Raw genomic sequence first — 23,410 nt, 5'->3', positions numbered from 1 at the left:
ATTTGCATGTAGTATAGAAATTCGCTTATATGTACAAAAATTCATGGAAAGAAAATGGAATATGGAAAAACAAAACATTATAGATAAAATCAGAACTATCATATCCTGTGATTCTGTGCACGGTATTCGCTGGGTGACATACCGACATGTTTCTGAAAACAGGTGTAAAAGTAACTCCGATTACTGAAGGAAAGGTTATCGCTGATCGTCTGAATGTTTTCAGTAGTACCGGACAGAAGCAGCTTGGCCTGGTCGATTTTCTCCTTCAAGACGTATTCATTCATGCTTGTACCCATCTCCTCCTTGAATTTGTGAGAAAAGTAATACTCTGAATATCCGCTGCGTTTGGCGAGCATATGGATTGAGAGCGGCTCCGCTATATGGGATTTGATATAAGCACAAGCATTTTGTATGGGGGCGGAGATATGTGATTCTTCCTTTGATCTGCGCACACGGTAAACGTAATCTGCAAGCATGGTTTCATTTAATCTCTGTATTTCTGACATGGAGTTACATTCCTCTATTCTGGCTGCGTAGAAATCGTTCAGATCATAGGAGATGGAGGGCGCAAGACCGCCGCGTATGCAGGCTCTTGAGCAGAGTGTCAGCAATACTAGGGTATTATTTTTATGGAGGCGCAAAGAATCTTTTGCATTGATCTTCATGCCGGAACTTAAAGACGCGGACTTTGCCAGAGCGTCTTTATAGTTGGGATTACCGTCAGCTATCATTTTGAACAACTGCTCTTCCGCGTACCAGATTCCGGCATGTTCCAGGGAAGAGGTGATGGAATCGTTTTTTTTCGCCGCAGGGACAATACTTTGGTAGGTTATGTCGTTCGTTGATATTTTGGCGCCCGTCAGACAGTAGTGAAGCATAACAGCGTACTGATTGATAATATTGGTGGGGACTGTGGGAATACGTTCAAACAGTTTAAAAACCATAGATCGAAGTTTTACAGTCAAATCATAGTCATCCAGATGTTTTCTGAGAAGCATCTGGGAATCGCGGCCGCTGTAGATGGGGCCTATTAAAAAACATTGTTCCAGAAGTGAACCATGGTAATCAAATCCCACAATCCATAAGAGGTTTCCGGCGGCTTCCACAATGAGAGGAGTCTTCCGGCCGGAAGCGATATATTCTTCCACCAGTTTGGAAAGACCGGTGTAGGAGAGGAAATTGCCGGAAAAAATACGTTCAGTCCAGTTTGTATGCGTCATATTCAGAGTCTTATCATAGGCCCATATATACAGGTCGTAGTTACAGTTGATCAATTCCATGAAAAAAGAAATCTTATCGGGTGTATTCATAGAAATCCTCCTCTTGCCCGCGAAGTGACAGATGCTGCGTGTTGAAATTCATTAAAATGTTATAAATTTAATGAAATTGAGTATTTGCTGAAATTATAACACATTTTAGTGAATTTTTAAACGCATATTAAAAGGTTTTCAAATAAAATATATACTATAAAATTACGGAGGAATAAAAGTATGAACAGTAAAAGAACGGTTTTAACGGTAGATGGAAAACCATTTATAGCCATTGCGGGGGAGGTACATAATTCCAGTTCTTCATCAGCGAAATATATGGAAAACGTTTGGAAACAGGCAGAGGAACTGGGGCTTAATACACTTTTACTGCCTGTGACCTGGGAACTAACGGAACCTGCGGAGGGTCAGTTTTCCTTTGAACTGGTGGATACACTGATTGAGCAGGCCAAAAGTTTTCATATGAAGATCATTTTTCTGTGGTTCGGGACATGGAAGAATGCCCAGTGTATGTATGCTCCGGAATGGGTGAAAAAGGACATGGAACGCTTTCCCAGAGCCCAGACCGAAAAAGGGAAAAATAAAACGAGACTTTCCATGTTCCACGGAATGGAATATACCACACTTTCATATTTGGGGGAGGAGACAAATCGTGCGGATGCCAGAGCATTTGCTAAACTTATGAAACATTTAAAAGACGTGGACAGTGAGACGCATACTGTCATTGCCATACAGGTGGAAAATGAAACAGGCCTGCAGGGAGCGGCCAGAGAACATTCCGATCAGGCGGATTTCCTGTTTGCGCAGCCTGTGCCGGAAGAGTTTGTGTCTTATATGAAGTCTCATACAGAATCCATGGAAGCGGGTATCAAAGAAGCCGTACAAGAAGGAAAGGACAGCGGAAGCTGGAAGGATGTGTTTGGAGACTATGCCGAGGAGATATTCAGTGCATATCATATAGCCGGATATGTGGGAAAGGTTGCAGCAGCCGGACGGGCAGAGTATGATCTGCCGATGGTTGTAAACTGCTGGCTTGATAAAGGGGGAGAGGCCGGGCAATATCCCACCGGCGGACCGATCGCAAAGGTGATGGAGGTGTGGAAATACGCAGCTCCGGCTATTGATGTGTTTGCCCCGGATATCTATGTACCTAATTTCTGTGGTATTTGCGATACCTATACCAAACTTGGAAATCCGTTATTTATTCCGGAAACGGCAGTACACTCCCATGCAGCGCCCCGCCTGGTTTACAGTATAGGACATTATCATGCTGCCTGTTTTGCCCCATTTGGTTTTGAAGATATGGGACAGCCTTTTGATGATATTACAGCATACCTGTTTGGTGTTGATGTGACAGACCCATTACTGCAGATTCCACAGGACATATCAGAATATGCATGGTGTGCAAAAACCTTGGATAGTATGATGCCGCTATTGACAAGCAGATATGGAAGTGATGAACTGCAGGCTGTATGTTCGGAAACCATGGATATGACACCGGCTAAGCCGGACAGCAGCTTGGCGGATATGGGAAATATGGAAGGGGAAACCATGATGTTTGATGATTTCGGATTCCGGGTCATGATGAATATTCCGTTGGTGAAGCGTAAAGATGGCGTGTGTATGATCCTGAGGGAAAGCAGGGATACCTTCTACATATTAGCGAATGGGTGCATGATCACTGCGTTTTCTGCAAATCCGGAGAAACCGTTTTATGACATCATTTCATTGGAAGAAGGTAAATTTGTGAATGGTTGCTGGAAGGCGGGAAGAAGGCTTAACGGAGACGAAGCATCCAGGTTGTGCTTTAACAGCTATGAATTGTTAAAACTGAAGGTATTTCAATACTGGTAGGACAGCAAAGGGGAATTGAATGTGAGTGACAAAACATTGAAGAGTCAGGAACTGTTTGAAAACATGCCGGTCTGGACAGCAGTTTTTTCTATGGCAGTGCCGTCTTGTATTACCATTCTGGTGATGTTTTTTTACAATATGGCGGACATGTTCTTTATCGGGCAATTGGGAGAAATGGCACAGGTGGCTGCGGTATCGGTTGTAAGTCCGGTATTTTCCCTGGCTGCTGCTGCGGCCACTATGCTTGGGATCGGTGGGTGTTCGGTGATCGCAAAAGCAGCGGGGGCAGGGAAAATTGAGGATGCCAGGACGTATGGCAGTCTTTGCTTTTACACAGCGGCCGCATTTGGAATTCTCTGTACCATTGTAATGCTGATCGCTTCCAAATCCGTTCTGGGACTGCTGGGAGCGAATGAGGAAATTTTCGTGTATGCAAAGGATTATATGCAGATCCTGGCATTGGGGGCGCCGATGATGCTTTTATCTACCACCCTCGGGGCCTTACTCCGGGCTGACGGTGCGATCAAAGAAGGTCTGATTGGAAATATGACGGGCACAATACTCAATATTGTACTGGATCCCATATTTATACTGGTCTTTGGATGGGGAGTAAAAGGAGCTGCGGCTGCGACGCTTCTTGGAAATGCTGTCAGCACCATTTATTATGTGATCTATATCCGGAAAAAGGGACAGATTCTGAGTCTAAAACCATCTTATGCCATTCGGAAACCAAAATCTTTACTGCACATTATTGCAGTTGGAATGCCAAACGGAATTTCCAGTATTTTAAGCGGATTTGCTGCTACTTTTTCCAATAACCTTTTGGTTTTGTACGGAACCAATGCGGTTGCTGCTATGGCGGCAGCCGGCAAGGCAACCATGATCATATCCATGATCCAGATGGGAATCTGTATGGGAGTGCAGCCCATGCTGGCGTATAATTATGGTGCACGTAATGTATCCAGGCTGAAAGAGATTTTAAAAGCTTTGAGTCTATTGACAGTTGTCATTGGATTGGCGGCAGCAGCCGGATGTATTTTTGCCAGAGATACATTGATAGGGATGTTCTTAAAGGATGCTGCGGCAGCTCAAATGGGAAAACAGTTAGTGGTATACCTTGTGCTGGCAAGCCCCATTATAGGATTTTATTATCTTGGAACAAATTTTCTGCAGGCGGCCGGAAATGCAGTGACGGCAACCATTGTTTCCCTTCTCAGACAGGGAGTGCTGTTAATTCCGTTTTTATTTCTTATGAATCATCTGATGGGATTTTTGGGAATTGCGCTGGCACATACATTGGCAGATGGCATAGCGACAATTGTGGCAGTTTTGGCTATGTACATACAATACAAAATATTAAAAATAAACAGATCAGAGAGACAGGAGAATCATTATGAGAAGAATCCGGACACAGAAAAAGTGAGAATGGTACGTTGACAAAGGCAGAACTTCAGCCGGCAGCCGGACTACAGTTAGATCAGATAATCCTTCAGGATTTCGTGATCGCTTATGTCTTCGCAGCATATCTCGCCGCTATAGAGGAGTGCCGGTTGATGTTGGAGGGAGACAAAAATGAGCTGGCATAAGGTGCTTTGCATTGCCAGGATATCACCTTCCGAAGTTCTGAAGGTGACTTTGGAGCGGCATTCTTTTACTTTATTTAAGAAGTCTTCAAGATCGCAATTTTCTTTTAGACGCATGATATAATTCTTCCTTTCATTTTTGATTCCAGTAGTTTTCTACTATAATAGCATAGTAGGGGGGATTTGGATGTTTAAATATTGCGAAAAAAGATTGGATTTTCGTTATAAATTTTGAAACATGAAAATAGGAACATTTTATATAAAAAAGAGACACATGGGAATGGGATTTATTTTATACTAAAAGGAGGAGGATAGAATAGAAATGGCAAAGAAAGCAGTACAGCAGATTATGCTTGGAACGGTTACAAAAAATGAAGATCAGGCGCAGGAGACACTAAAGCAGATAAAGGCGGCAGGTTATGATGGGATTGAATTGAATGGTTTTATGATACACCCCTCTTCATTTTTGATTCGGGTTATGACAAAAGCAGCCGGTATGCCGGTTGGAAAAGGCGGACAATTTGACTGGAAAAAGTTACTGGATCAGGCGGAACTCTGCTGTGTAAGCCTTCATGAAGACCTGGGAACGATTCAGAGAGATCCGGAGGCTGTGATTGCAGAAGCAGATAAATTGGGAACAGATAAAATTGTGATTACGGGAATGTATCGTTTTGATTATTCAGATAAAGAAGCTGTCAGGAAACTAACAGATGACCTGAACCGTTCAGGAAAAGTGCTTAAGGATTCCGGTATTCAGTTATTATATCATAATCACAACTGTGAATTCCGAAAAGTGGAGCCGGGCAAAACGGCATATGATATGATAATAGAAGAAACAGATCCTGAATATGTGAATTTTGAACTGGATTCTTACTGGCCCACGGAAGCGGGAGTATCGGCAATAACGCTTATGAAAAAGCTGGGTGAGCGGATGAAACTCTATCATATCAATGACCGGGGAACAAAAGTAAGCGGCCCGTCTATGACACCAATCCTGAAATCAGACAGTATGGAGTTGGGGTACGGTAACATGAATCTGGAAGAATTAGTGAAGCAGGCCCTTGACGTGGATGTGGATGCCATTATTCTGGAGAGCCATAAGAATTGGGCGGACAGATCACCCGTAAGATCACTGCAGCTCAGTGCGGAGTTTTTGAAACAACACATGGTATAACATAAAAGGTATCGTGGCTGTTTGGCCGCCTTATCGTTACAGGAAATCCAATGATATTATCAGTATAAAAAGGAGACAGGTCATGGGAAAATTTGAAAAGGGATTCTTGATCGGCGCTGCAACCGCCGCACATCAGGTAGAAGGCAATAATAAAAACAGTGATTACTGGGCCATGGAACATATGAAATATACTTCTTTTGCAGAGCCTTCACTGGATGCAGTTGACCATTATAACCGCTATGAAGAAGATATTAAAATGATGGCAGAGGCAGGGTTAAATGCTTATCGCTTTTCCATTGAGTGGGCAAGAATTGAACCGGTAAAAGGTGAGTTTGATGAGAAGGAAATCGAACATTACCGCAAAGTATTGGAGTGCTGTAAGAAGTATGGGATAGAACCGGTTGTCACATTGCTGCATTTTACATCACCGAAATGGTTGATCAAAGAGGGCGGTTGGGAGAATGAAGAAACCATTGGATTATTTGCAGATTACTGTAAGTATGTCGTGGAAAGATTAGGCTCTTATATGCATTACATCTGTACCATCAATGAGGCAAATATGGGGATTCAGATTGCCGCCATTTCTGCAAGATATAAAGCACAGATGATGGAGAAAATGCAGCAGGGAGCAGGAACCCATGCAAATAAACAGGCGGCAGAAAGCACAGAGGGAACCGTACAGGTTGGCTTGAATATGCAGAAAATGATGGAAAATATGCAGAAGCAGGCCGAGGAAAACATGGAAGTGTTCGGTGTGACCACGCCCCAGGTATTTGTAAGCAGCAGGACACCCGAAGGTGATATTCTGGTTATGAAAGCCCATCAGGCTGCAAAGAAAGCCATTAAAGAGGTAAATGCCAATCTTCAGGTGGGACTTACACTTTCTCTTCATGACATCCAGGCAAAAGAAGGAGGAGAAAAACGGGCAGAAGAAGAATGGAACGAAGAATTTTTACATTATCTGCCCTACATAAAAGAAGATGATTTCTTTGGACTTCAGAATTATACACGTTCTGTGATCGATGCAAATGGAATTTGTGCGGCTCCCCAGGGTGCAGGATTGACACAGATGGATTATGAAATTTATCCTCAGGCGCTGGAAGCCTGTATCCGGAAAGTATATAAGGAATTGAATATACCTATTATAGTGACAGAAAACGGCATTGCAGTTGAGGATGATACCGTGCGTGTGGACTTTATCAATAAGGCGACAGATGGTGTGGCAAATTGTATCGCAGACGGTATTTTGGTGAAAGGGTATATGTACTGGTCATTGATGGATAACTTTGAGTGGCAGAAAGGGTATTCTATGACATTTGGGTTGATTGCCGTTGACAGAAGCACACAGCAGAGAACTGCAAAGCCAAGTCTGAAGTATTTGGGTGGACTTATTTAATTGTGGCGGGGTCAACAGCCGTTGCCGGGTTACGTTATAAAAATATAAATAGCAAGAGGTGTTCATAAATGAAGTATTATTGTAATCCTGTTAATGTACCGTATCGGTATCAGTTTAATATGGATCCGCGTTCTCATGGTAAGCTGCAGATTGACAGGGAGGGGGCTGACCCGTCTATGATTCAGTTTCAAGGGAAGTATTATATTTTTGCTTCTATGAATCTGAGTGTCTGGGTATCGGAGGATATGGTAAACTGGGAGTCCTATTCTCTTCCCGAGAATCTTCCCCTTTATGATTATGCACCGGATGTAAGAGTATGCGGTGATTATGTGTATTTTAGTGCATCGAGGAAGGGAGAAAATTGTAATTATTATCGGACCAGAGACATTATCAGAGGGCCCTATGAGGAGATTGCAGGTACATTTGATTTTTGGGACCCTAATTTGTTTTTTGATGAGGACGGGAAGATTTATTTTTATTGGGGGTGTTCTAATATTACTCCTGTATGGGGCGTAGAACTGGAGCCGAAGACTATGCTTCCTAAGACAGAGAGGAAAGTGGTGATCCAGGGAAATCCATACGAGATCGGTTACGAACGGATGGGGATTGATAATTGTGAGTTTCCCCGTGGTGAGGAAGAGGTGGAGATGATGTTTCAGGGATTCCTGAAGCAGAGCAATATGACAGAAGAACAGCTTCCGAAGGTGTATGCACCGCAAATCAGGGGTATGTTTACAAGAAGGCCTTTTATTGAAGGGCCGTGGATGGATAAGTTTGGTGGAAAATATTATCTTCAGTATGCATGTCCGGGAGCACAGTTCAATACTTATGCAGACGGCGTGTATGTGTCGGATTCGCCTCTTGGTCCGTTTTCTCTGGCCGCAAACAATCCTTTTTCCTATCATCCGGGCGGTTTCATGCCGGGGGCCGGTCATGGGTCAACCATGTGGGACAAGGAGGAAAATCTCTGGCATACTTCTACTATGAGGATCAGTATGAACCACCAGTTTGAACGCCGTGTTGGAATCTGGCCGGCGGGATTTGATCAGGATGGCGAGTTGTTCTGTAACCAGAATTACGGGGACTGGCCCATAGCAGTGGAAGAAGGGAAAAGAAATCCCTGGAATGAACCTAAATGGTATCTTCTAAGTTATGCAAAACCTGCAAAGGCATCTTCTGCGGCGGAGGGAAAGGATGCAGATCAAGCGGTAAACGAAGATTCACAAAACTGGTGGAGAGCCGCAGGCAGTGCCCCAGGGGAATGGTTAGAGGTTGATCTGAAGAAGACAATGGATGTAAGGGCAATTCAGATCAACTTTGCAGATGATGATCTTCCCATTGCGTCACCGGGGGAAATTAAGGGCACAGCCACGCAGCCGCGGTATATTGAGGAAAGAAATCTGCGGACAAGATGGAAACTGGAAGGCTCATTGGATGGAAAAGAGTATTTTGTAATAGAAGATAAATCAGAGGCTGTGACAGATTTGCCCCATGATTTTATCGTGCGTGAAAATGGCATTCAGGTTCGTTATGTGCGGCTTACCATTATTGAGATTCCATATGGAGTGGAACCCTGCATTTCCGGGCTGCGTATCTTTGGAATAGGGTCGGGAGATAAACCGGAAATGCCTGTATTCGAGGCTGGCAGAAGTGAGGATGAGTTAGATTTACTGGTGGCTGTTGAAGGGAAGAAAGACGCAGTTGGCTATAATATCTGCTGGGGTCATGAGGAAGAGAAACTCTATCATAGTTACCAGATTTACCGCAGTGTCAGGGACGTGGAAACGGACTGTGATGGAAGGATAGACAAAAGAATCGGAGCGCTGGTCAAAGGGCAGGATTATTTTGTACGTGTAGATGCATACAATGAAAACGGAATTACCAAAGGAAAGGTTACAAAGATATGAAAGCAGTCAATCTGAAAACAGAACATATGGAAAATCCCGTGGGCATTGACATTGCAAAGCCATATTTGTCATGGACTTGCCGGGATGGCAAGAGACAAAGGGCCTATGAAATTGAAGCAATAAGCGGCAAAAGCACTGTCTGGAAAAGTGGTAAAGTCTATACTGATCACATGCACGCTGCATACGGAAGTGTTCTGAAAAGCAGACAGAAGGTAATCTGGAAGGTAGGCCTCTGGGATGAAAAGGAAGAAGTTGGAGAGTGGAGCGAACCGGCAGTGTTTGAGATGGGACTTTTGGAGGAGTCCGACTTTCATGCAAAATGGATAAATCCGGAATTGGAATGTGATCCGGCAGTGCACAAACCGGCTAGTTATTTGAGGACATCTTTTGATGCGGATAAAGTGTCAGATGCGAGACTTTATATTACCTGCCATGGTGTTTATGAGGCGTATTTAAATGGAGAAAGAGTAGGCAGCTTTGTCCTCGCTCCAGGGACAAGCTCCTATGATAAATCCCTGGCTTATCAGACATATGATGTGACACGGCTTATAAAAAAAGGAAAGAATGAGGTTATGGTCATTCTGGGGGATGGCTGGTACCGAAGCTGTTCCGGCGTGGATGGAGACCGCAATCTGTACGGGGAAGATGTGGCGCTATACTTCCAACTGGAGGCAGATGGTGAGGTGATCTGTATCTCAGATGAGAACTGGACAGCCTCCCAGAATGGTCCTCTCCGGGAAAATGATATGCAGCAGGGCGAGACATATGATGCAAATATGGAAACAATAACGGGGTTTCATCCGGTTAAGACGGAAATGTTTGGTCTGAAAAATCTTGTGTGCTCCAATAGTCATCCGATTGCAGAACGTGAACGGTTTGATGGAAAAATCATACAGACGCCCAATGGTGAAACCGTGATTGATTATGGACAAAATCTGGCTGGATATGTGGAATTTACGATTTGGGCCCATGAAGGAGACAAGATTGTCCTGACTCATGGGGAAACTCTGGATGAAAACGGCAACTTTACAGCAGAGAACTTTCAGGACCGGAAGCGGCACAAAGAGGGGGGAACAGAGCAGAGGGTGACGTATATCTGCAGAGAGGGACAAAATCACTATAAATCCCGTTTTACCATCTGGGGATTCAGGTATGCAAAAGTTGAGACGGATATAGATTTGACAGATGCCAGCTTTACTTCCATTGCGGTTTATTCAGACATGGAGCAGACAGGTACCTTTGAATGCTCCGATACATATGTGAATCAACTGGTACACAACAGCATTTGGAGCCAGAAATCTAATTTCTGCGATGTGCCCACAGACTGCCCCACAAGAGAACGCGCAGCATGGACAGGGGATATGGGGGTATTTGCAGATACAGGATTATTCCTGGAAGACTGTTATCCGGTGATTCGCAAATGGCTTGGGGAATGCCGCCTGAATCAGTATGAGGACGGAAAAGTTGCCAATATTGCGCCGAAAAATAATAAACCGAGTTTCTTTTCCGGGATGCTTGCAGGTTCTGTAGGCTGGGGAGACGCCGCCATTATCGTTCCTTATGTGATGTATAAGCGAATGGGAGATATCCGCATTCTGGAAGAAAATTATGAAATGATGCAGAAATGGTATCAGTTCCTGGAAAGCAGGGCAAAACAAAAACCGCTGAATCCGGTTAAACGGTTAAAAAAGAATCCTTATAGAAATCATACCATCGAGACAGGTGTAGACTATGGGGAATGGTGCGAGCCGGATGTGGAGAGCACCATGGCCATGCGCACACCGCAGGAAAAGGTTTCAACTGCTTATTTTGCATATTCAGGAAAACTTCTTTCTGAAATCGCGGGGATACTCGGAAAAAATGTGGATGAAGAGAATTACCGCCAAATTGCCGAAAATGCAAAGAAAGCTTTCCGCCACATTGCTACCGAAGACGGAAAGATCAATTCCGACAGACAGGCGGAATATGTACGCGCCATCACGTTTGATTTACTGGACCGGGAAGAAAAGGCTTTGGCGGCAGCAGAGCTTAATCAATTGGTAATCAATAATGATTATCATCTGAACACAGGATTCTTGTCCACGCCTTCTCTCTGCCCCGTATTGGCGGAGTACGGATATCTGGAGACTGCATATAAGCTGCTCTTGCAGGACACTATGCCCGGTTGGCTTTATGCAGTAAAAAAAGGTGCCACAACTATTTGGGAGACCTGGGATGGAATCAATGAAAGTGGGAAACCGAAGGCTTCTTTGAATCATTATTCATATGGAGCAGTCTGTGGCTGGCTTTTCCGGGGTGTGTGCGGAATTCGTCTGGAGGGAAATAAGATCACGATCAGACCCATGCCCTATAAACTGCTGCAATACGCAAAAGCCTCATATCGATCACCGGTGGGAGAAATTGTAAGCGGGTGGAAATATGAGGAAGATAAACTGATCTTTGATATAGAGATTCCTGCGAATACAGAGGCAGAGGTGATCTTGCCCGATGGAAGTACACGGTTACTGGAACCGGGAAAACAAAGGTTAGGTGTGACGGAGTGACAGACTTTATAACGGACATCATGATTCATATTGGATCATGGTGTCCGTTATTTTAAACTAACATTTTTTGTGAAACTAGGCACGGTGTATATGGAGAAAGCTGTAAATCAGCAGGGATACCGGCAAAGCCAGAAATCAGGTGGAAGACCGGTAGTCTCATGAATCTTACAGCAACTGTAAGTGTATTTTTTCATCAAGCTATGCTATTATTTGAGCAGAAAATGGTAGTGAAAAACAGCCTTGAGGCTGAGCCGACTTTAGAGATATAAAATGGACACTGCCAAAAAAATACAGGAGGTATCTCATGGAACCGATTTTGAATATTGAAAATCTAACAAAAACATATGGTATTGTGCCCAACCAAACCAAGGCGCTGGATGGCATCACCTTTCAGGTGATGCCCGGAGAATTTCTGGGGATCATGGGAAGCAGTGGCTCCGGAAAGTCCACGCTGCTTAACTGCATTGCAACGGTGATCAAACCCACCGGCGGCAGTATCGTGATGGATGGCAGGGATTTGCAGTCCATGAACGGCAGGGCACTGGCGGAATACCGGGGGAAAACCGTGGGTTACCTGTTTCAGAATTTTGAACTGCTGGACAATCTCACCGGCCGGGAGAATATTTTGCTGCCTACTTCGCTCCACAATGTAACAGAGAAAGAGAGTCATCTGCGACTGAAGCAACTGGCAGAATATCTGGAAATTACGGATGTACTGGATAAATTTCCTATGCAGATGTCCGGCGGCCAGTGTCAGCGTGTGGCAGCGGCCAGGGCTATGATCCTTCACCCTAAACTGATTCTTGCGGATGAACCTACAGGCGCATTGGACAGTAAAAATGCGAAGAATATTATGGAGAAACTCTCCGGTCTGAATCGGGACGAACAGGCCACTATTTTGATGGTGACCCATGATTCCAACGCAGCCAGCTTTTGCAAACGAATCTTGTTCATCCAAGATGGAGTGATCTTTCATGAACTTCGCCGTGGCGACGAAAGCCAGCAGGATTTCTACCAGCGTATCCTAAAAGTCATGGCTCAGTTGGGAGGAGGTAGCAGCAATGTTCTCTAATCTGATACTTAGGAATAACAGACGCAACCGCAAAGAAAACGGGCTGTTTTTCAGCTCTTTGGTCATTTCCATTGTGGCTTTTTATATAATCCTCTCCCTCTCCAAGCAGGATGTGATGATATTTCTTGCGAAAATGGAGAGTGATGCGGTAAGCCGGCTGCTGCTGATGATTCCTGTTTTCTATGTGATGACATTGGGAATCCTGTTTTTTCTGAGCTATTTTGCCTGTAAATATCAGCTGGAACGCCGCAGAAAAGAGTTCGGTGTCTATCTGATGATGGGGATGCGCAGAAGCAAGCTCTTTATCATGCTTCTTGCGGAGGATCTTTTGAGCAGTATCTTGGCACTGGTCATTGGACTTCCGGTTGCGGTGCTGCTTTCTGAACTCATCAGTCTTGTGACTGCCAAGCTTGTTGGTATGGGGATCATTGGACATCAGTTCACATTTTCTCTGTCTGCTGTTTGCTTTACCGTTGCGGGATTTCTGGCCATTAAGCTGACAGCGTTTTTGATCCTCAGCGGTAAGATCAGCCGTCAGGAGATTGGCACTCTTTTGGCTCATTCCTCCGGGAATGAAAAAAAGCAAAAACGGGCATTTGTCTATGGGATTTGCACAGTCTTAGGTGTCATAATGCTGGCAGCCGCCTATACCATGGCCATTCAGGGGATAGCTTGGTACGCAGCAGATATGATGCTCCTCACCATGCTCCTGGGTCTGTTGGGAACCATTCTTCTGTTCTACGGGATGCGGGCAGTGATTGCTTTACTGGTGAAAGCGGGAAAAGCAAATCGAAAGCTTCATGTATTTTCATTCCGTCAAATCCAGGAAAATGTCATTCACCAGTCTACCGCCATGGCCATCAGTTCTCTGCTGATCTTGGCAGCACTGTGCTGCTTTGGCGCCGGCATCTCAATTGCAAGCGCCAATCAGCAAGGGGAGGATCATGTGTTGGATTATACTTTTCAAGAGGATAACACGGAAGATCCACAGGATGCCCTTCCTCATTTACAAACCGTACTAAAGGAAAATGATCTTGAAAGTCAATTCTCCCAGCTTTTTGATATGCGGATAGGATACGTCCAAACTACAAAGGATTATGACAATGTGTTTCAGATGGATTCTGTTATGGAGTCCCTGCGTAACCTTACACAGTCGGAGGACCGGGATATTCTTCTGAACAATCTGAGCTATGACGACTATCCAGAGCTTATCTGTTTGTCAGATTATAACGATTTGCTGAAGGCCGCCGGTAAGCCTGCACTGACACTGGCGGAGAATGAGGCTGCCGTCTATCAGGATACTGAATTCACGAATGTGTCCAGAATGGCCATGCTCAATAAGATCATATCCAGCCATCCGGAGACCATACTGGACGGAAATCCTGTGTATCTGACCGGGGATATCCAGTCTGTTGATTTGGTGACAGACCGTTCTATCACCTTGTCTTTTGCTCTGATCTTGCCTGACGAGCAGTTTTTGCAATATACAAATGGAGACTATGAGGTCTATATCAACGGCATTATGAGCCGGGACGCTGCCAGGGGCGGCAGTCTGATGAACGCAATATCTGACATGAACGCCCGACTGGATGGAATTGGCCTTCAGGATATGGGAATTGTATATGAAAGCTATCTGCAAAATATAGGGCGGCAGTTATTCTATGTGGTAGCAGCCAGTTATATTACCATCTATTTGGCCATCATCTTTCTGGTGGTTGCCAATACCATCATGGGTGTTCAGTTCCTGATGAATCAACAGCAGACAGGCCGCAGATATCAGACGCTGGTACATCTTGGTGCTACTTATAAGGATATTTGTTTATCTGCCCGGAAACAGATTGGCTGGTTTGTGGGGCTGCCCGTCTTTGTGGCGGCGATCAGCAGTATCTTTGGGGTCAAGGCATTGTTTACGGGATTGCTCTCCTCCCTGTTACAGGGAACACAAAGGGAAATGCTTGTGGTGTCTGCCGCTATGATTTTTCTGCTGTGTGTGGTAGAATATATATACATGACCGTTATTAAGCGTTCCAGCGACCGGTACTTGCTGACGCTGATGCAGCCGCAGAGAGAAGAGTGACCAAGGAGGGCTGTCATGAAGAGAATTGCAGTTGTAGAAGATGAAGTCTATATGCGTGAAGAACTTTGCAGTATGCTGGAGAAGGCAGGATACTCCGTTTTGGAAATAACTGCATTTGAAAATGCCGAAGAGCAGTTGACAGCTATCACTCCTGATCTTGTGATCCTGGATCTCAATCTGCCTGAAATCAGTGGTTTTCAGATTTGCCGGAATCTCAAGCAGAAAACCCCCATTCCTGTTCTTGTTTTGACTTCCAGAGACCAGATGGCCGACGAATTACATGCCCTCCGGCTTGGGGCGGACGAATATCTGACAAAGCCCTGCCGTAAAGAGCGGCTCCTGGCCAGAATCGCCAATATACTGAAACGATACGAAGGCCGCTCCAATCTTTTGGAAGGGCAGGGGTTCCTGCTGGATCGTGGGACTTATACTTTATATATAAACAACACTTCCGTGGTACTTCCAAAGAATCAAGGAAAGCTTATGGAAGCATTGCTTGCGGGAGGAAACAATTTGGTGACTTCTGAGCAGCTATGCAGGGCGCTCTGGGATACCACGGAGTTCATTGACGAAAACGCACTCCAGGTTAATTTGACGCGTCTTAAAAAGACCATGGCGAATTTAGACATGAAGCAGAAAGTGGTGGCTGTCCGTGGGTTGGGCTACCGGCTGGAAACGGAGGGCACACCATGAGACAGTTCTGGAAAATCTTAAAACGATATGCCCCGTGGCTTCTTTTGCTGCTGATCATAGATGTCTTTTCCACACTGCTCCTCTGGCTTTGCGATGCGCGGGCATTTCAATTTCTGATCGGGCTCATTTTGCTTACAAGCCTTGTACTTTTTTCAGCAACCGTGATGGTCTTTTACTTCAAAGAGCAGCACAAACAGGCATTCTTTCGGGCTTTTCTGACGGAGCCGGACGTGGTGAATACGGAGAAGCTTCTGGGGGCAGTGAGCCAGCAAGAACGGGAACAGCTTTATCTGCTGGTTTCTATCTTGCAGGAAAAGCAGAGAAGGATTCAGAAGATGGAGGAATCTCTTCGAGATTATGAGGAATATGTGGAGGGATGGGCACATGAAACCAAGACACCGCTATCTCTGCTCACCATGATCTTGGATAATCGGGCCGATGAGCTTTCTCCTTCTTTGCAAGCCAAATTAGAATATGTGCGAAGCCAGTTTCAGGAGGACATTACCCAAATACTCTACTATGCCCGGTTGGGGAGCAGTACAAAAGATTACCGGTTTGAGGCGGTTCATCTTCAAAGCGTATTAAAAGAAATCATGGATGATTATGCGCCTCTCCTGGAAGAAAAGCAGTTTCTTGTTGAAAACCTCCTGCAATCGGAAACCGTTTATACAGACCGGCGAGGTCTTCAATTTATGTTGGGACAAATCATCAGCAACGCCATAAAATACAGCGGTGATGATCCTCGGCTCACCGTATCCCTGCAGCAATCCACGGCGGCAGATATTCTGATCATTGCCGATAACGGTATGGGGGTCAAGAGTTATGATCTGCCCTATATCTTTCAGAAGGGTTTTACCGGTGACTCCACCGACGGCGGGAAGAAAGCCACCGGCATGGGACTGTATCTTACAAAAAAGATGGCGGATGATCTTAATTTACAGCTGGAAGCAGAATCACAATGGGGAAAGGGACTTTCGATTTTTATCATCTTTCCCAGAGTTCGACTTAATTGATAAATTGATAAAAAGTATTGTATTTCTTTTGTTCCTCAGGCACACTTTCCGGGTATATGTATATCAGAGGGATAGGACAAATCCCATATGTTTTCCGACGAAGAGTCAATGTATGTTTGGCAATCTGTAGGGTTTTCATAATGAAGCAGCACTTTAAAACATGAGCCCATGGATTCAAGGTAGACTTGGGAACGTTAGCCGATTCAGCATAATCCTTTTTTGACTGGTAAGTGATCTTTGAGAGGGATTTTCCTTTGTACTTTCATTTCAATACACAAAGAAGGGGCTGCCCTGAAAATGATATACTTCCCTCCCGTGAAGTAGCATAAAAACAAAATTATAATAAAGATAATGCAGGATACATCCTTTTAAAAGGAGTATTCTGCATTTTTCAGTAGAAAGAAGGAATGTTATATGAAACGATTTTATACAGCAGAAGCAGTGACAGTTCAGATTCAATTTGGGTTATGGAATAATTCAAATAAAAATCGTTTAAGAATTATTTAGAAGTGGTTTAGGATTTAGATATATTATGTGATTTATACTAACTGCATTAATTTAGGAAGGGGTAATAGTATTATGGAGCGCAATATAGACTTAATTCTGATTAAAGAAGATGACAAGGAATGGTTTATCAGAGACTTGCAGAAAGCATTTGCATTTGCAGTTGTGAAAGAATTTGGAAATCAGGAGGATGAGATCATTCCACGAGAGGACATTACGGAGGCGATGGATACAAAAGGAGCAGAAACTTACCACATTATTTCTAACGGAAAGATTGTGGGAGGTGTTGTTGTGGTTATTAATGCAAAAATACAGCGAAACTCTCTGGCATTACTTTTTATTAACCAGACATATCAAAGTAAGGGAATTGGTCTGGCTGTATGGAGAAAAATAGAACAAATGTATCCGGAGACAAAAGTGTGGGAAACAGTCACACCATATTTTGAAAAAAGAAATATCCATTTTTATGTAAATAAGTGCGGCTTTAAAATTGTTGAATTTTTCAATTCACGTCATGCAGATTCCAATGAAAGTGGAGGGAATGTACAAGATAATGAGTGTATGTTTCGATTTGAAAAGGTTATGAGTAAATAACATAAGAGATACATCATAATTATAAATAATTTGTAAATTGAAGAACTAAATTTAGACTGCAATAAATAAATCTAAAACCATCACTTAAAGTTAGGTGATGGTTTTAGGTTTATTTAGATTTCTTTCATAATCTATTCAGCACCTTCTGCGATAATGTCAATTATCTTTGAAATAGGGAGGTGATTGAATCAGTAAAAGAAGGAAATTTCTGATATTGGCAATGCTGGTCATGATGAACTTTGCAGTTAATACCCAAAACAAATTCACTCAAAATGCAGGGGAAAGCAATTTGGATAACTATAATTTTTCTATTATACAAAATAGCGTACCCTATGTTTCGGTAACGGAAGATAGAGAAAATGCCACGCCAATAAAGAAAAAAGGGGGTCCCGGAATAGGCCAGATATTAAAAGATATCAAGAGATATGGCAGAAGAGATTGTATCTCTGAATTGAAAATGAGGCTTTAGATTTGTTTAGAATTCATTTAGAAACGGATAAGATATCGCTGCAATAATGAAACTATCAAAAGAAACAGCTTTTGAAATTTATGGAAAGGAGTAAAAGCAGGAGGTCAGATGCTATATTTGTCTGACGGAGAAGCTATCAACAGTAAAAAAGTAGTACATAGTAAAATACCCATAGGGTAAACGATATGGCATGAGTGAGATACATGTCATAATTTAGAAGGGAGATAATCATGAATAATTCTCAGAAAAGGTCATGGAAGGGATTTGCAAAAAAAGGACTTATAATCTGTATAATTGGCGTGATGGCACTGGGCTTGGTAGCCTGCGGTGGAAAGGATAAAAAATCTGATTCTAAAGAACCGAAAACACAGACAGAGCAGTCTACAGATAAAAAGACAAAAAAGAAGCCGTCTTCTAAAATACAGAAAAAAAATGATGCAGATACTGCAGATACACAAAATAAGACCGGTGAGGAACAGAACAAAACAGATGGTGCCGAGGTGCAGGATGGAACAGAACAAAAGTCTGATAAAAAGAATTCCACGATAAACAATTCTACAAAAAAGAATTCCACAAAGAAAAACAGCACAGCGCAGAAACCTAATAAAAGCGGTTCCACAACAAAGGAGAAAAAGAATAATTAAGCTGAATGGGCTGTATGGGAACATGCAGCCCATTTTTTCTGAAAGGAATAAAACATGAAGAATATACTGGAATATTTAGAGAAAACAGAACAACAATACCCCAGTCATACAGCGCTGGATGACGGAAAACTTGTTTTTACATGGAGGGAACTGGCGAATTTGTCCAGACAGATGGGGACAGCATTTGCACAAAAAACGGAGCATGGGAAACCAATTATTATATTTTTAGAAAAAAGTGCAGTCACGTTGGCAGCCATGTTCGGTGCAGTGTATGCCGGGTGCTTTTATGTCGTGGTTGACCCGTCGCAGCCAATACAGAGGATACAGGGCATTCTGAATGTACTGGAGCCGGGACTTATTGTGGCAAATGACAAAACAGGGGAACTTTTAGTACAGATGGATTATAAAGGGAACACATGTCAGTTAAATGACGCCATGAAGGAACCAGCGGACAGACAGATGCTTCAGAAAATACGGAAGGAAAGCCAGGACACAGATATATTATATGGAATCTTCACTTCCGGCTCAACTGGTACACCCAAGGGAATTATAGTCAGCCACCGGGCGGCGATAGATTTTATCACACATTTTGTACGGACGTTCAGATTTACAGTGCATGACCGGATTGGAAATCAAGCACCTTTCGATTTTGATGTATCGGTAAAAGATATATATACCAGTATGTTTACAGGAGCAGAACTTGTCATTATTCCAAAAGAAATGTTTTCCACGCCTCCGGTACTACTCGATTATCTTTGTAAAAAAGAAGTGACTGCGCTTATATGGGCAGTTTCAGCTCTAAGTTTGGTGGCGGCGTTAAAAGGGCTTGACTATAAAGTTCCCCTGTCAGTAAAAAAAATTCTTTTCAGCGGTGAAGTTATGCCGGTAAAACAGCTTAGGATATGGCAGGCGGCGCTGCCGTGTGCGGAATTTATCAATTTATACGGACCTACGGAGATTACCTGTAACTGTACTTATTATCGGGTTAAGGAAATGCTGCTGGATGGAGAAAAAATTCCCATTGGGAGGGCATTTCCGGGAAGGATTGTGTTTTTGATGGATGAATGTGGAAAAGAAATTGCATCTCCTGGAAAGATTGGGGAAATTTGTGTTTCCGGTGAATCATTGTCAGAAGGGTACTACCACAATCCCGAAGAAACAAAAGAAAGATTTATTTCCTGCAGTAAAAATGGTGATGGGAGCGGGCGTTATTATAAAACCGGCGATTTGGGATTCTATGGGAAGTGTGGAGAACTATATTTCTCCGGACGGAAAGATTTCCAGATTAAGCATATGGGACATCGAATTGAATTAGAGGAAATCGAGCATGCGATGGAGCAGATTGAAGGTTTGGAAAGGGGACTGTGCTTGTTGGATGAGAAGAGAAATAAATTGGTGGCTTTTTATCTGGGAGATATAAGTAAGGAACAAATTCAGGAGATGATGAAGGAAAAACTTCCGGCTTATATGATTCCCCATAAGCTAGTAAAAACAGATTTGATGCCGTTAAACAAAAATGGGAAGACAGACCGGGAGTATTTCCGGCAGAAACTGAGGTGATGAGATGGATATGGAATGTCTGGAACATGGAATTGTGAAATATGGTACGCCGCTCTATGTGTTTAATATAGATGAGATGCGTAAGACGGTGTCACTCTTTCGGAAAAAACTGGGAGGAAAGGCAGGGCTTTGCTTTGCTATGAAAGCCAATCCTTTTTTGACAAGGCAGATGGCGGCGATAACAGACCGGATTGAGGTCTGCTCTATGGGAGAGTTTGAAATTTGCAGGAAACTTAAAATCGAACCTGAGAAAATACTGATATCAGGGGTGCTGAAAGAAAGAGAGGATATTTATTCCATACTGAGCCATTATCGTGGTGCATGTACCTATACCATTGAATCTGTGAATCAATTTCATGCTATGGCGGAGTGGTGTGATGCGAATAATGAAGTAATTCATGTATATCTCAGGCTTACCAGCGGAAATCAGTTTGGCATGGATGCAGAAACCATTCAGAATATGGTTTCCAGAAGAAATATGTGTCCGTTCCTGAAAATTCAGGGAGTCCACTATTTTTCTGGCACACAGAAAAAATCAATGGACAAGGTAAAGAAGGAGTTCGCATATCTGGATAGTTTTTTAAAGAAATTGGAAGAAACATCTGAATTCCAAATAGAAGAATTAGAGTATGGTCCCGGAATCCCTGTTCCATACTTTGAAGGGCAGAAGGATGCGATAGAGGAAAATATCCAAATAATTACCGATGCAATCCTGTCTATGCAATGGAAAGGAAGCATTATATTGGAGATGGGGCGTGCCCTCGCAGCAAGGTGTGGCTACTATCTGACCAGCGTAAAGGACATTAAGCAGAGTGATGGAAAAAATTACTGTATCGTTGATGGCGGGATTCATCAGATTAATTATGACGGGCAGATCAGGGGGATGTACCTTCCAATGTTTCGGGTAAGCCCAGAGCATCACTATGGAGCAAAACGGGCATATACTGTCTGCGGATCCCTCTGTACAGTTAACGATATATTAATGCAGAATGCGGAAATTATAAATTTATAAATTGGAAACGTGCTGGTTTTTGAACGCGCAGGTGCGTATGCAATGACTGAGGGAATGGCATTGTTTTTAAGTCATGAATTACCGCAGGCTGCGTTTTACAGTAAAGAAATGGGATGGAAGCTGGCAAGAATAAAACAGGGATTATACAAATACAATATGGAGGATGAGATAGACGATGGAAACATTGATGAATATTTTAATGGAAATAGATGAGAGCATCCAATGGGAAAAGGAAAAAGCATTAATTGACGACAGAATTCTGGATTCCTTTGGAGTCATTTCCCTTATCTCGGAACTTGAAGAAGCGTTTGATATTGAAATAGAGGCGGCTGAAATAATTCCTGAGAACCTGAACTCTGTGGAGGCTATGTGGAAAATGGTGCAGCGGTTAAAGGAGAAATAAAATGGCATATCATACGTCAGTATATTTATTCCTGTTTCTTCCGGCGGCGCTTTTCGCCTACCAGTTAACACCTAAAAAGGTACGTTGGGTGACATTAGTGCTATGCGGATATGTGTTTTTCTGGACTATCAGTGGAAAGCTGGTTCTTTACCTGATGGGTGTAACATTAGTGACTCATTACATAGGCACATGGATATCTTACAATAAACTTCAGTGTGGTATGAAGATATCAGGATTGCCCAGAGAAGAAAGCAGTGACATCAAAAAACAGTTTAAAAAAAGGGAAAAAAGAATACTGGCAGGCGGCATCTTTATGCTGGTGTCTGCACTTGCATATCTGAAATACTATAATTTTTTTGCCTCTAATGCAAATATTCTGCTGCAGGGTACAGGGAGTCAATTTGCATTAGAAGCAAAAACGTTGTTACTTCCTATTGGAATCTCCTTTTATACCTTGCAGGCGATTGGTTATATGGCAGATGTCTATTGGGGAAAAATCGATGGACAGCAGCATCCGGGTAAGGTGGCGTTATTCCTTGGCTTTTTTCCTCAGATTATGGAAGGACCGATCAGCATGTATTCCCAGACTGCAGATACGCTTTGGGCAGGAAATTCCTTAAAGGGCGAAAATCTGTCCAGAGGGAGTGTCAGGATCTTATGGGGATTATTCAAGAAAATGGTAATTGCAGACCGTCTCTACGTGTTGGTTCAGGTGGTATTTGAGCATTATGAGAATTATCATGGTGTAATTATAGCGGTTGCAGCTGTGGCCTATACCATACAGCTTTATATGGAATTTTCAGGGTGTATGGATATTATAATAGGAAGCGGTAGAATGTTCGGTGTGACCCTTCCTGAAAATTTCTGTCAGCCCTTTGCCTCAAAAAATGCGGCAGAATTTTGGAGGCGATGGCATATTACGCTGGGCGTATGGTTTAAAACTTATATTTTCTATCCGGTATCGGTGTCAGTAACAGTAAAAAGATGGAATAAATATGGAAAAAACCATCTGGGAAAGTACCTCACAAAGCTTGGTGTTTCCGCACTTTGTCTATTTCCGGTATGGTTGTGTAACGGTCTGTGGCATGGTGCAAGGTGGAGTTACATTTTCTATGGGATGTATTATTTCGTGATTCTTCTTGCAGGAATTGCGTTGGAGCCAATACGAAACAAAATAATACAATACGTTCATTTAAATGAACGGGCGTTTGGTTATCGAATTATACAGATTTTAAAGACATGGCTTATTATATTTATTGGAGAATTGTTTTTCCGGGCAAATGGCCTGCGCGCCGGGTTTCGGATGTTTGGCAGTATGTTCCGGGATTTTGAGATACAGAAATTATGGGATGGGACGCTGCTAACCTTTGGACTGGATCAGGCGGACTATTATGCCATCATAGCCGGATGTTTGGCTGTGGCTGTAGTTGGAATGATAAAAGAAAGGAATCTGCTGGGTGAAGAGGGGATGGGGAAACTATATTGTCCGCTCAGATGGGCAGTCTATTATGGACTCATTCTGGCGGTGGTAATTTTTGGCGCTTACGGAAGTGGTTATCAGCAGGTGGATATGATTTATGCGGGATTTTAAGAGTATTAAAAATAGAGCAGGTCAGACAATTTTATTTATGGCTATTCTGATTG

The 23,410-nt window shown here is 43.2% G+C and carries 20 protein-coding genes; 19 read left to right on the top strand and 1 reads right to left on the bottom strand.

Annotated features, from left to right (window positions below):
• Positions 1-98: 98 nt before the first annotated feature.
• On the bottom strand, positions 99-1,310 hold the full coding sequence (locus C6P39_RS02685) for a helix-turn-helix transcriptional regulator (RefSeq protein ID WP_104802730.1): 1,212 nt from the start codon (positions 1,308-1,310) through the stop codon (positions 99-101).
• A 180-nt stretch (positions 1,311-1,490) separates the two neighbouring features.
• On the opposite strand from C6P39_RS02685, the gene C6P39_RS02680 reads away from it, so the two are divergent.
• The 19 genes from C6P39_RS02680 (at position 1,491) to C6P39_RS02595 (ending at position 23,357) form a co-directional block, all read left to right on the top strand.
• A complete protein-coding gene (locus tag C6P39_RS02680; RefSeq protein WP_104802729.1) occupies positions 1,491-3,122 on the top strand; it encodes a GH35 family beta-galactosidase in 1,632 nt (543 codons plus the stop codon).
• Between the two features lie 21 nt (positions 3,123-3,143).
• Positions 3,144-4,559 (top strand): MATE family efflux transporter, encoded by a 1,416-nt coding sequence (locus C6P39_RS02675; RefSeq protein ID WP_104802728.1) that lies wholly within the window; start codon positions 3,144-3,146, stop codon positions 4,557-4,559.
• Positions 4,556-4,708: a hypothetical protein gene (locus C6P39_RS27370; RefSeq protein WP_158661440.1), complete on the top strand. Its 153-nt coding sequence runs from the start codon at positions 4,556-4,558 to the stop codon at positions 4,706-4,708. Before C6P39_RS02675 ends, C6P39_RS27370 begins: the two co-directional genes overlap by 4 nt.
• 319 nt (positions 4,709-5,027) lie before the next feature.
• The gene (locus tag C6P39_RS02665) at positions 5,028-5,879 is read left to right on the top strand and encodes a sugar phosphate isomerase/epimerase family protein (protein ID WP_104802726.1); all 852 of its coding nucleotides are present in this window, start codon (positions 5,028-5,030) and stop codon (positions 5,877-5,879) included.
• Positions 5,880-5,961: 82 nt separating this feature from the next.
• Positions 5,962-7,275, top strand: a complete 1,314-nt coding sequence (locus C6P39_RS02660; RefSeq protein WP_104802725.1) for a glycoside hydrolase family 1 protein — start codon at positions 5,962-5,964, stop codon at positions 7,273-7,275.
• A 68-nt stretch (positions 7,276-7,343) separates the two neighbouring features.
• Positions 7,344-9,182 (top strand): family 43 glycosylhydrolase, encoded by a 1,839-nt coding sequence (locus C6P39_RS02655; protein WP_104802724.1) that lies wholly within the window; start codon positions 7,344-7,346, stop codon positions 9,180-9,182.
• A complete protein-coding gene (locus C6P39_RS02650; RefSeq protein WP_104802723.1) occupies positions 9,179-11,725 on the top strand; it encodes a family 78 glycoside hydrolase catalytic domain in 2,547 nt (848 codons plus the stop codon). The genes C6P39_RS02655 and C6P39_RS02650 overlap by 4 nt, the downstream gene beginning before the upstream one ends.
• A 304-nt stretch (positions 11,726-12,029) precedes the next feature.
• Positions 12,030-12,797, top strand: a complete 768-nt coding sequence (locus tag C6P39_RS02645) for an ABC transporter ATP-binding protein (RefSeq protein WP_104802722.1) — start codon at positions 12,030-12,032, stop codon at positions 12,795-12,797.
• Entirely contained in the window at positions 12,787-14,874 is a 2,088-nt protein-coding gene (locus C6P39_RS02640) for an ABC transporter permease (RefSeq protein ID WP_104802721.1), read from the top strand. The genes C6P39_RS02645 and C6P39_RS02640 overlap by 11 nt, the downstream gene beginning before the upstream one ends.
• A 15-nt stretch (positions 14,875-14,889) precedes the next feature.
• The gene (locus tag C6P39_RS02635) at positions 14,890-15,567 is read left to right on the top strand and encodes a response regulator transcription factor (RefSeq protein ID WP_095173504.1); all 678 of its coding nucleotides are present in this window, start codon (positions 14,890-14,892) and stop codon (positions 15,565-15,567) included.
• Complete coding sequence (locus C6P39_RS02630; RefSeq protein WP_104802720.1) at positions 15,564-16,580, top strand: sensor histidine kinase; 1,017 nt, start codon at positions 15,564-15,566, stop codon at positions 16,578-16,580. Before C6P39_RS02635 ends, C6P39_RS02630 begins: the two co-directional genes overlap by 4 nt.
• Before the next feature lie 534 nt (positions 16,581-17,114).
• Positions 17,115-17,678 (top strand): GNAT family N-acetyltransferase, encoded by a 564-nt coding sequence (locus C6P39_RS02625; protein WP_242986880.1) that lies wholly within the window; start codon positions 17,115-17,117, stop codon positions 17,676-17,678.
• Between the two features lie 214 nt (positions 17,679-17,892).
• A complete protein-coding gene (locus tag C6P39_RS02620; protein WP_104802718.1) occupies positions 17,893-18,147 on the top strand; it encodes a hypothetical protein in 255 nt (84 codons plus the stop codon).
• A gap of 230 nt (positions 18,148-18,377) precedes the next feature.
• A complete protein-coding gene (locus tag C6P39_RS02615; RefSeq protein ID WP_104802717.1) occupies positions 18,378-18,791 on the top strand; it encodes a hypothetical protein in 414 nt (137 codons plus the stop codon).
• 54 nt (positions 18,792-18,845) lie between these two features.
• Positions 18,846-20,351 (top strand): amino acid adenylation domain-containing protein, encoded by a 1,506-nt coding sequence (locus C6P39_RS02610; RefSeq protein ID WP_104802716.1) that lies wholly within the window; start codon positions 18,846-18,848, stop codon positions 20,349-20,351.
• Positions 20,352-20,355: 4 nt separating this feature from the next.
• Positions 20,356-21,363: an alanine racemase gene (locus tag C6P39_RS02605; RefSeq protein WP_104802715.1), complete on the top strand. Its 1,008-nt coding sequence runs from the start codon at positions 20,356-20,358 to the stop codon at positions 21,361-21,363.
• A 42-nt stretch (positions 21,364-21,405) separates the two neighbouring features.
• Positions 21,406-21,576, top strand: coding sequence for a hypothetical protein (locus C6P39_RS27365; RefSeq protein WP_158661439.1), 171 nt, complete (start codon positions 21,406-21,408; stop codon positions 21,574-21,576).
• Entirely contained in the window at positions 21,539-21,766 is a 228-nt protein-coding gene (locus tag C6P39_RS02600) for a phosphopantetheine-binding protein (protein ID WP_104802714.1), read from the top strand. Before C6P39_RS27365 ends, C6P39_RS02600 begins: the two co-directional genes overlap by 38 nt.
• A gap of 1 nt (position 21,767) precedes the next feature.
• Entirely contained in the window at positions 21,768-23,357 is a 1,590-nt protein-coding gene (locus C6P39_RS02595; protein ID WP_104802713.1) for an MBOAT family O-acyltransferase, read from the top strand.
• The last annotated feature ends 53 nt before the right edge of the window (positions 23,358-23,410 follow it).

This window comes from Blautia marasmi (assembly GCF_900258535.1).
GTDB classification, from domain to species: domain Bacteria; phylum Bacillota; class Clostridia; order Lachnospirales; family Lachnospiraceae; genus Blautia; species Blautia hominis.
This window is presented reverse-complemented; position numbering and strand designations above follow the sequence as displayed.

Coding starts and splice junctions, on each gene's coding strand:
- C6P39_RS02685 (WP_104802730.1), bottom strand. CDS start 1,310: ATGAATACACCCGATAAGATTTCTTTTTTCATGGAATTGATCAACTGT.
- C6P39_RS02680 (WP_104802729.1), top strand. CDS start 1,491: ATGAACAGTAAAAGAACGGTTTTAACGGTAGATGGAAAACCATTTATA.
- C6P39_RS02665 (WP_104802726.1), top strand. CDS start 5,028: ATGGCAAAGAAAGCAGTACAGCAGATTATGCTTGGAACGGTTACAAAA.
- C6P39_RS02660 (WP_104802725.1), top strand. CDS start 5,962: ATGGGAAAATTTGAAAAGGGATTCTTGATCGGCGCTGCAACCGCCGCA.
- C6P39_RS02655 (WP_104802724.1), top strand. CDS start 7,344: ATGAAGTATTATTGTAATCCTGTTAATGTACCGTATCGGTATCAGTTT.
- C6P39_RS02650 (WP_104802723.1), top strand. CDS start 9,179: ATGAAAGCAGTCAATCTGAAAACAGAACATATGGAAAATCCCGTGGGC.
- C6P39_RS02645 (WP_104802722.1), top strand. CDS start 12,030: ATGGAACCGATTTTGAATATTGAAAATCTAACAAAAACATATGGTATT.
- C6P39_RS02640 (WP_104802721.1), top strand. CDS start 12,787: ATGTTCTCTAATCTGATACTTAGGAATAACAGACGCAACCGCAAAGAA.
- C6P39_RS02635 (WP_095173504.1), top strand. CDS start 14,890: ATGAAGAGAATTGCAGTTGTAGAAGATGAAGTCTATATGCGTGAAGAA.
- C6P39_RS02630 (WP_104802720.1), top strand. CDS start 15,564: ATGAGACAGTTCTGGAAAATCTTAAAACGATATGCCCCGTGGCTTCTT.
- C6P39_RS02615 (WP_104802717.1), top strand. CDS start 18,378: ATGAATAATTCTCAGAAAAGGTCATGGAAGGGATTTGCAAAAAAAGGA.
- C6P39_RS02610 (WP_104802716.1), top strand. CDS start 18,846: ATGAAGAATATACTGGAATATTTAGAGAAAACAGAACAACAATACCCC.
- C6P39_RS02605 (WP_104802715.1), top strand. CDS start 20,356: ATGGATATGGAATGTCTGGAACATGGAATTGTGAAATATGGTACGCCG.
- C6P39_RS27365 (WP_158661439.1), top strand. CDS start 21,406: ATGACTGAGGGAATGGCATTGTTTTTAAGTCATGAATTACCGCAGGCT.
- C6P39_RS02600 (WP_104802714.1), top strand. CDS start 21,539: ATGGAAACATTGATGAATATTTTAATGGAAATAGATGAGAGCATCCAA.
- C6P39_RS02595 (WP_104802713.1), top strand. CDS start 21,768: ATGGCATATCATACGTCAGTATATTTATTCCTGTTTCTTCCGGCGGCG.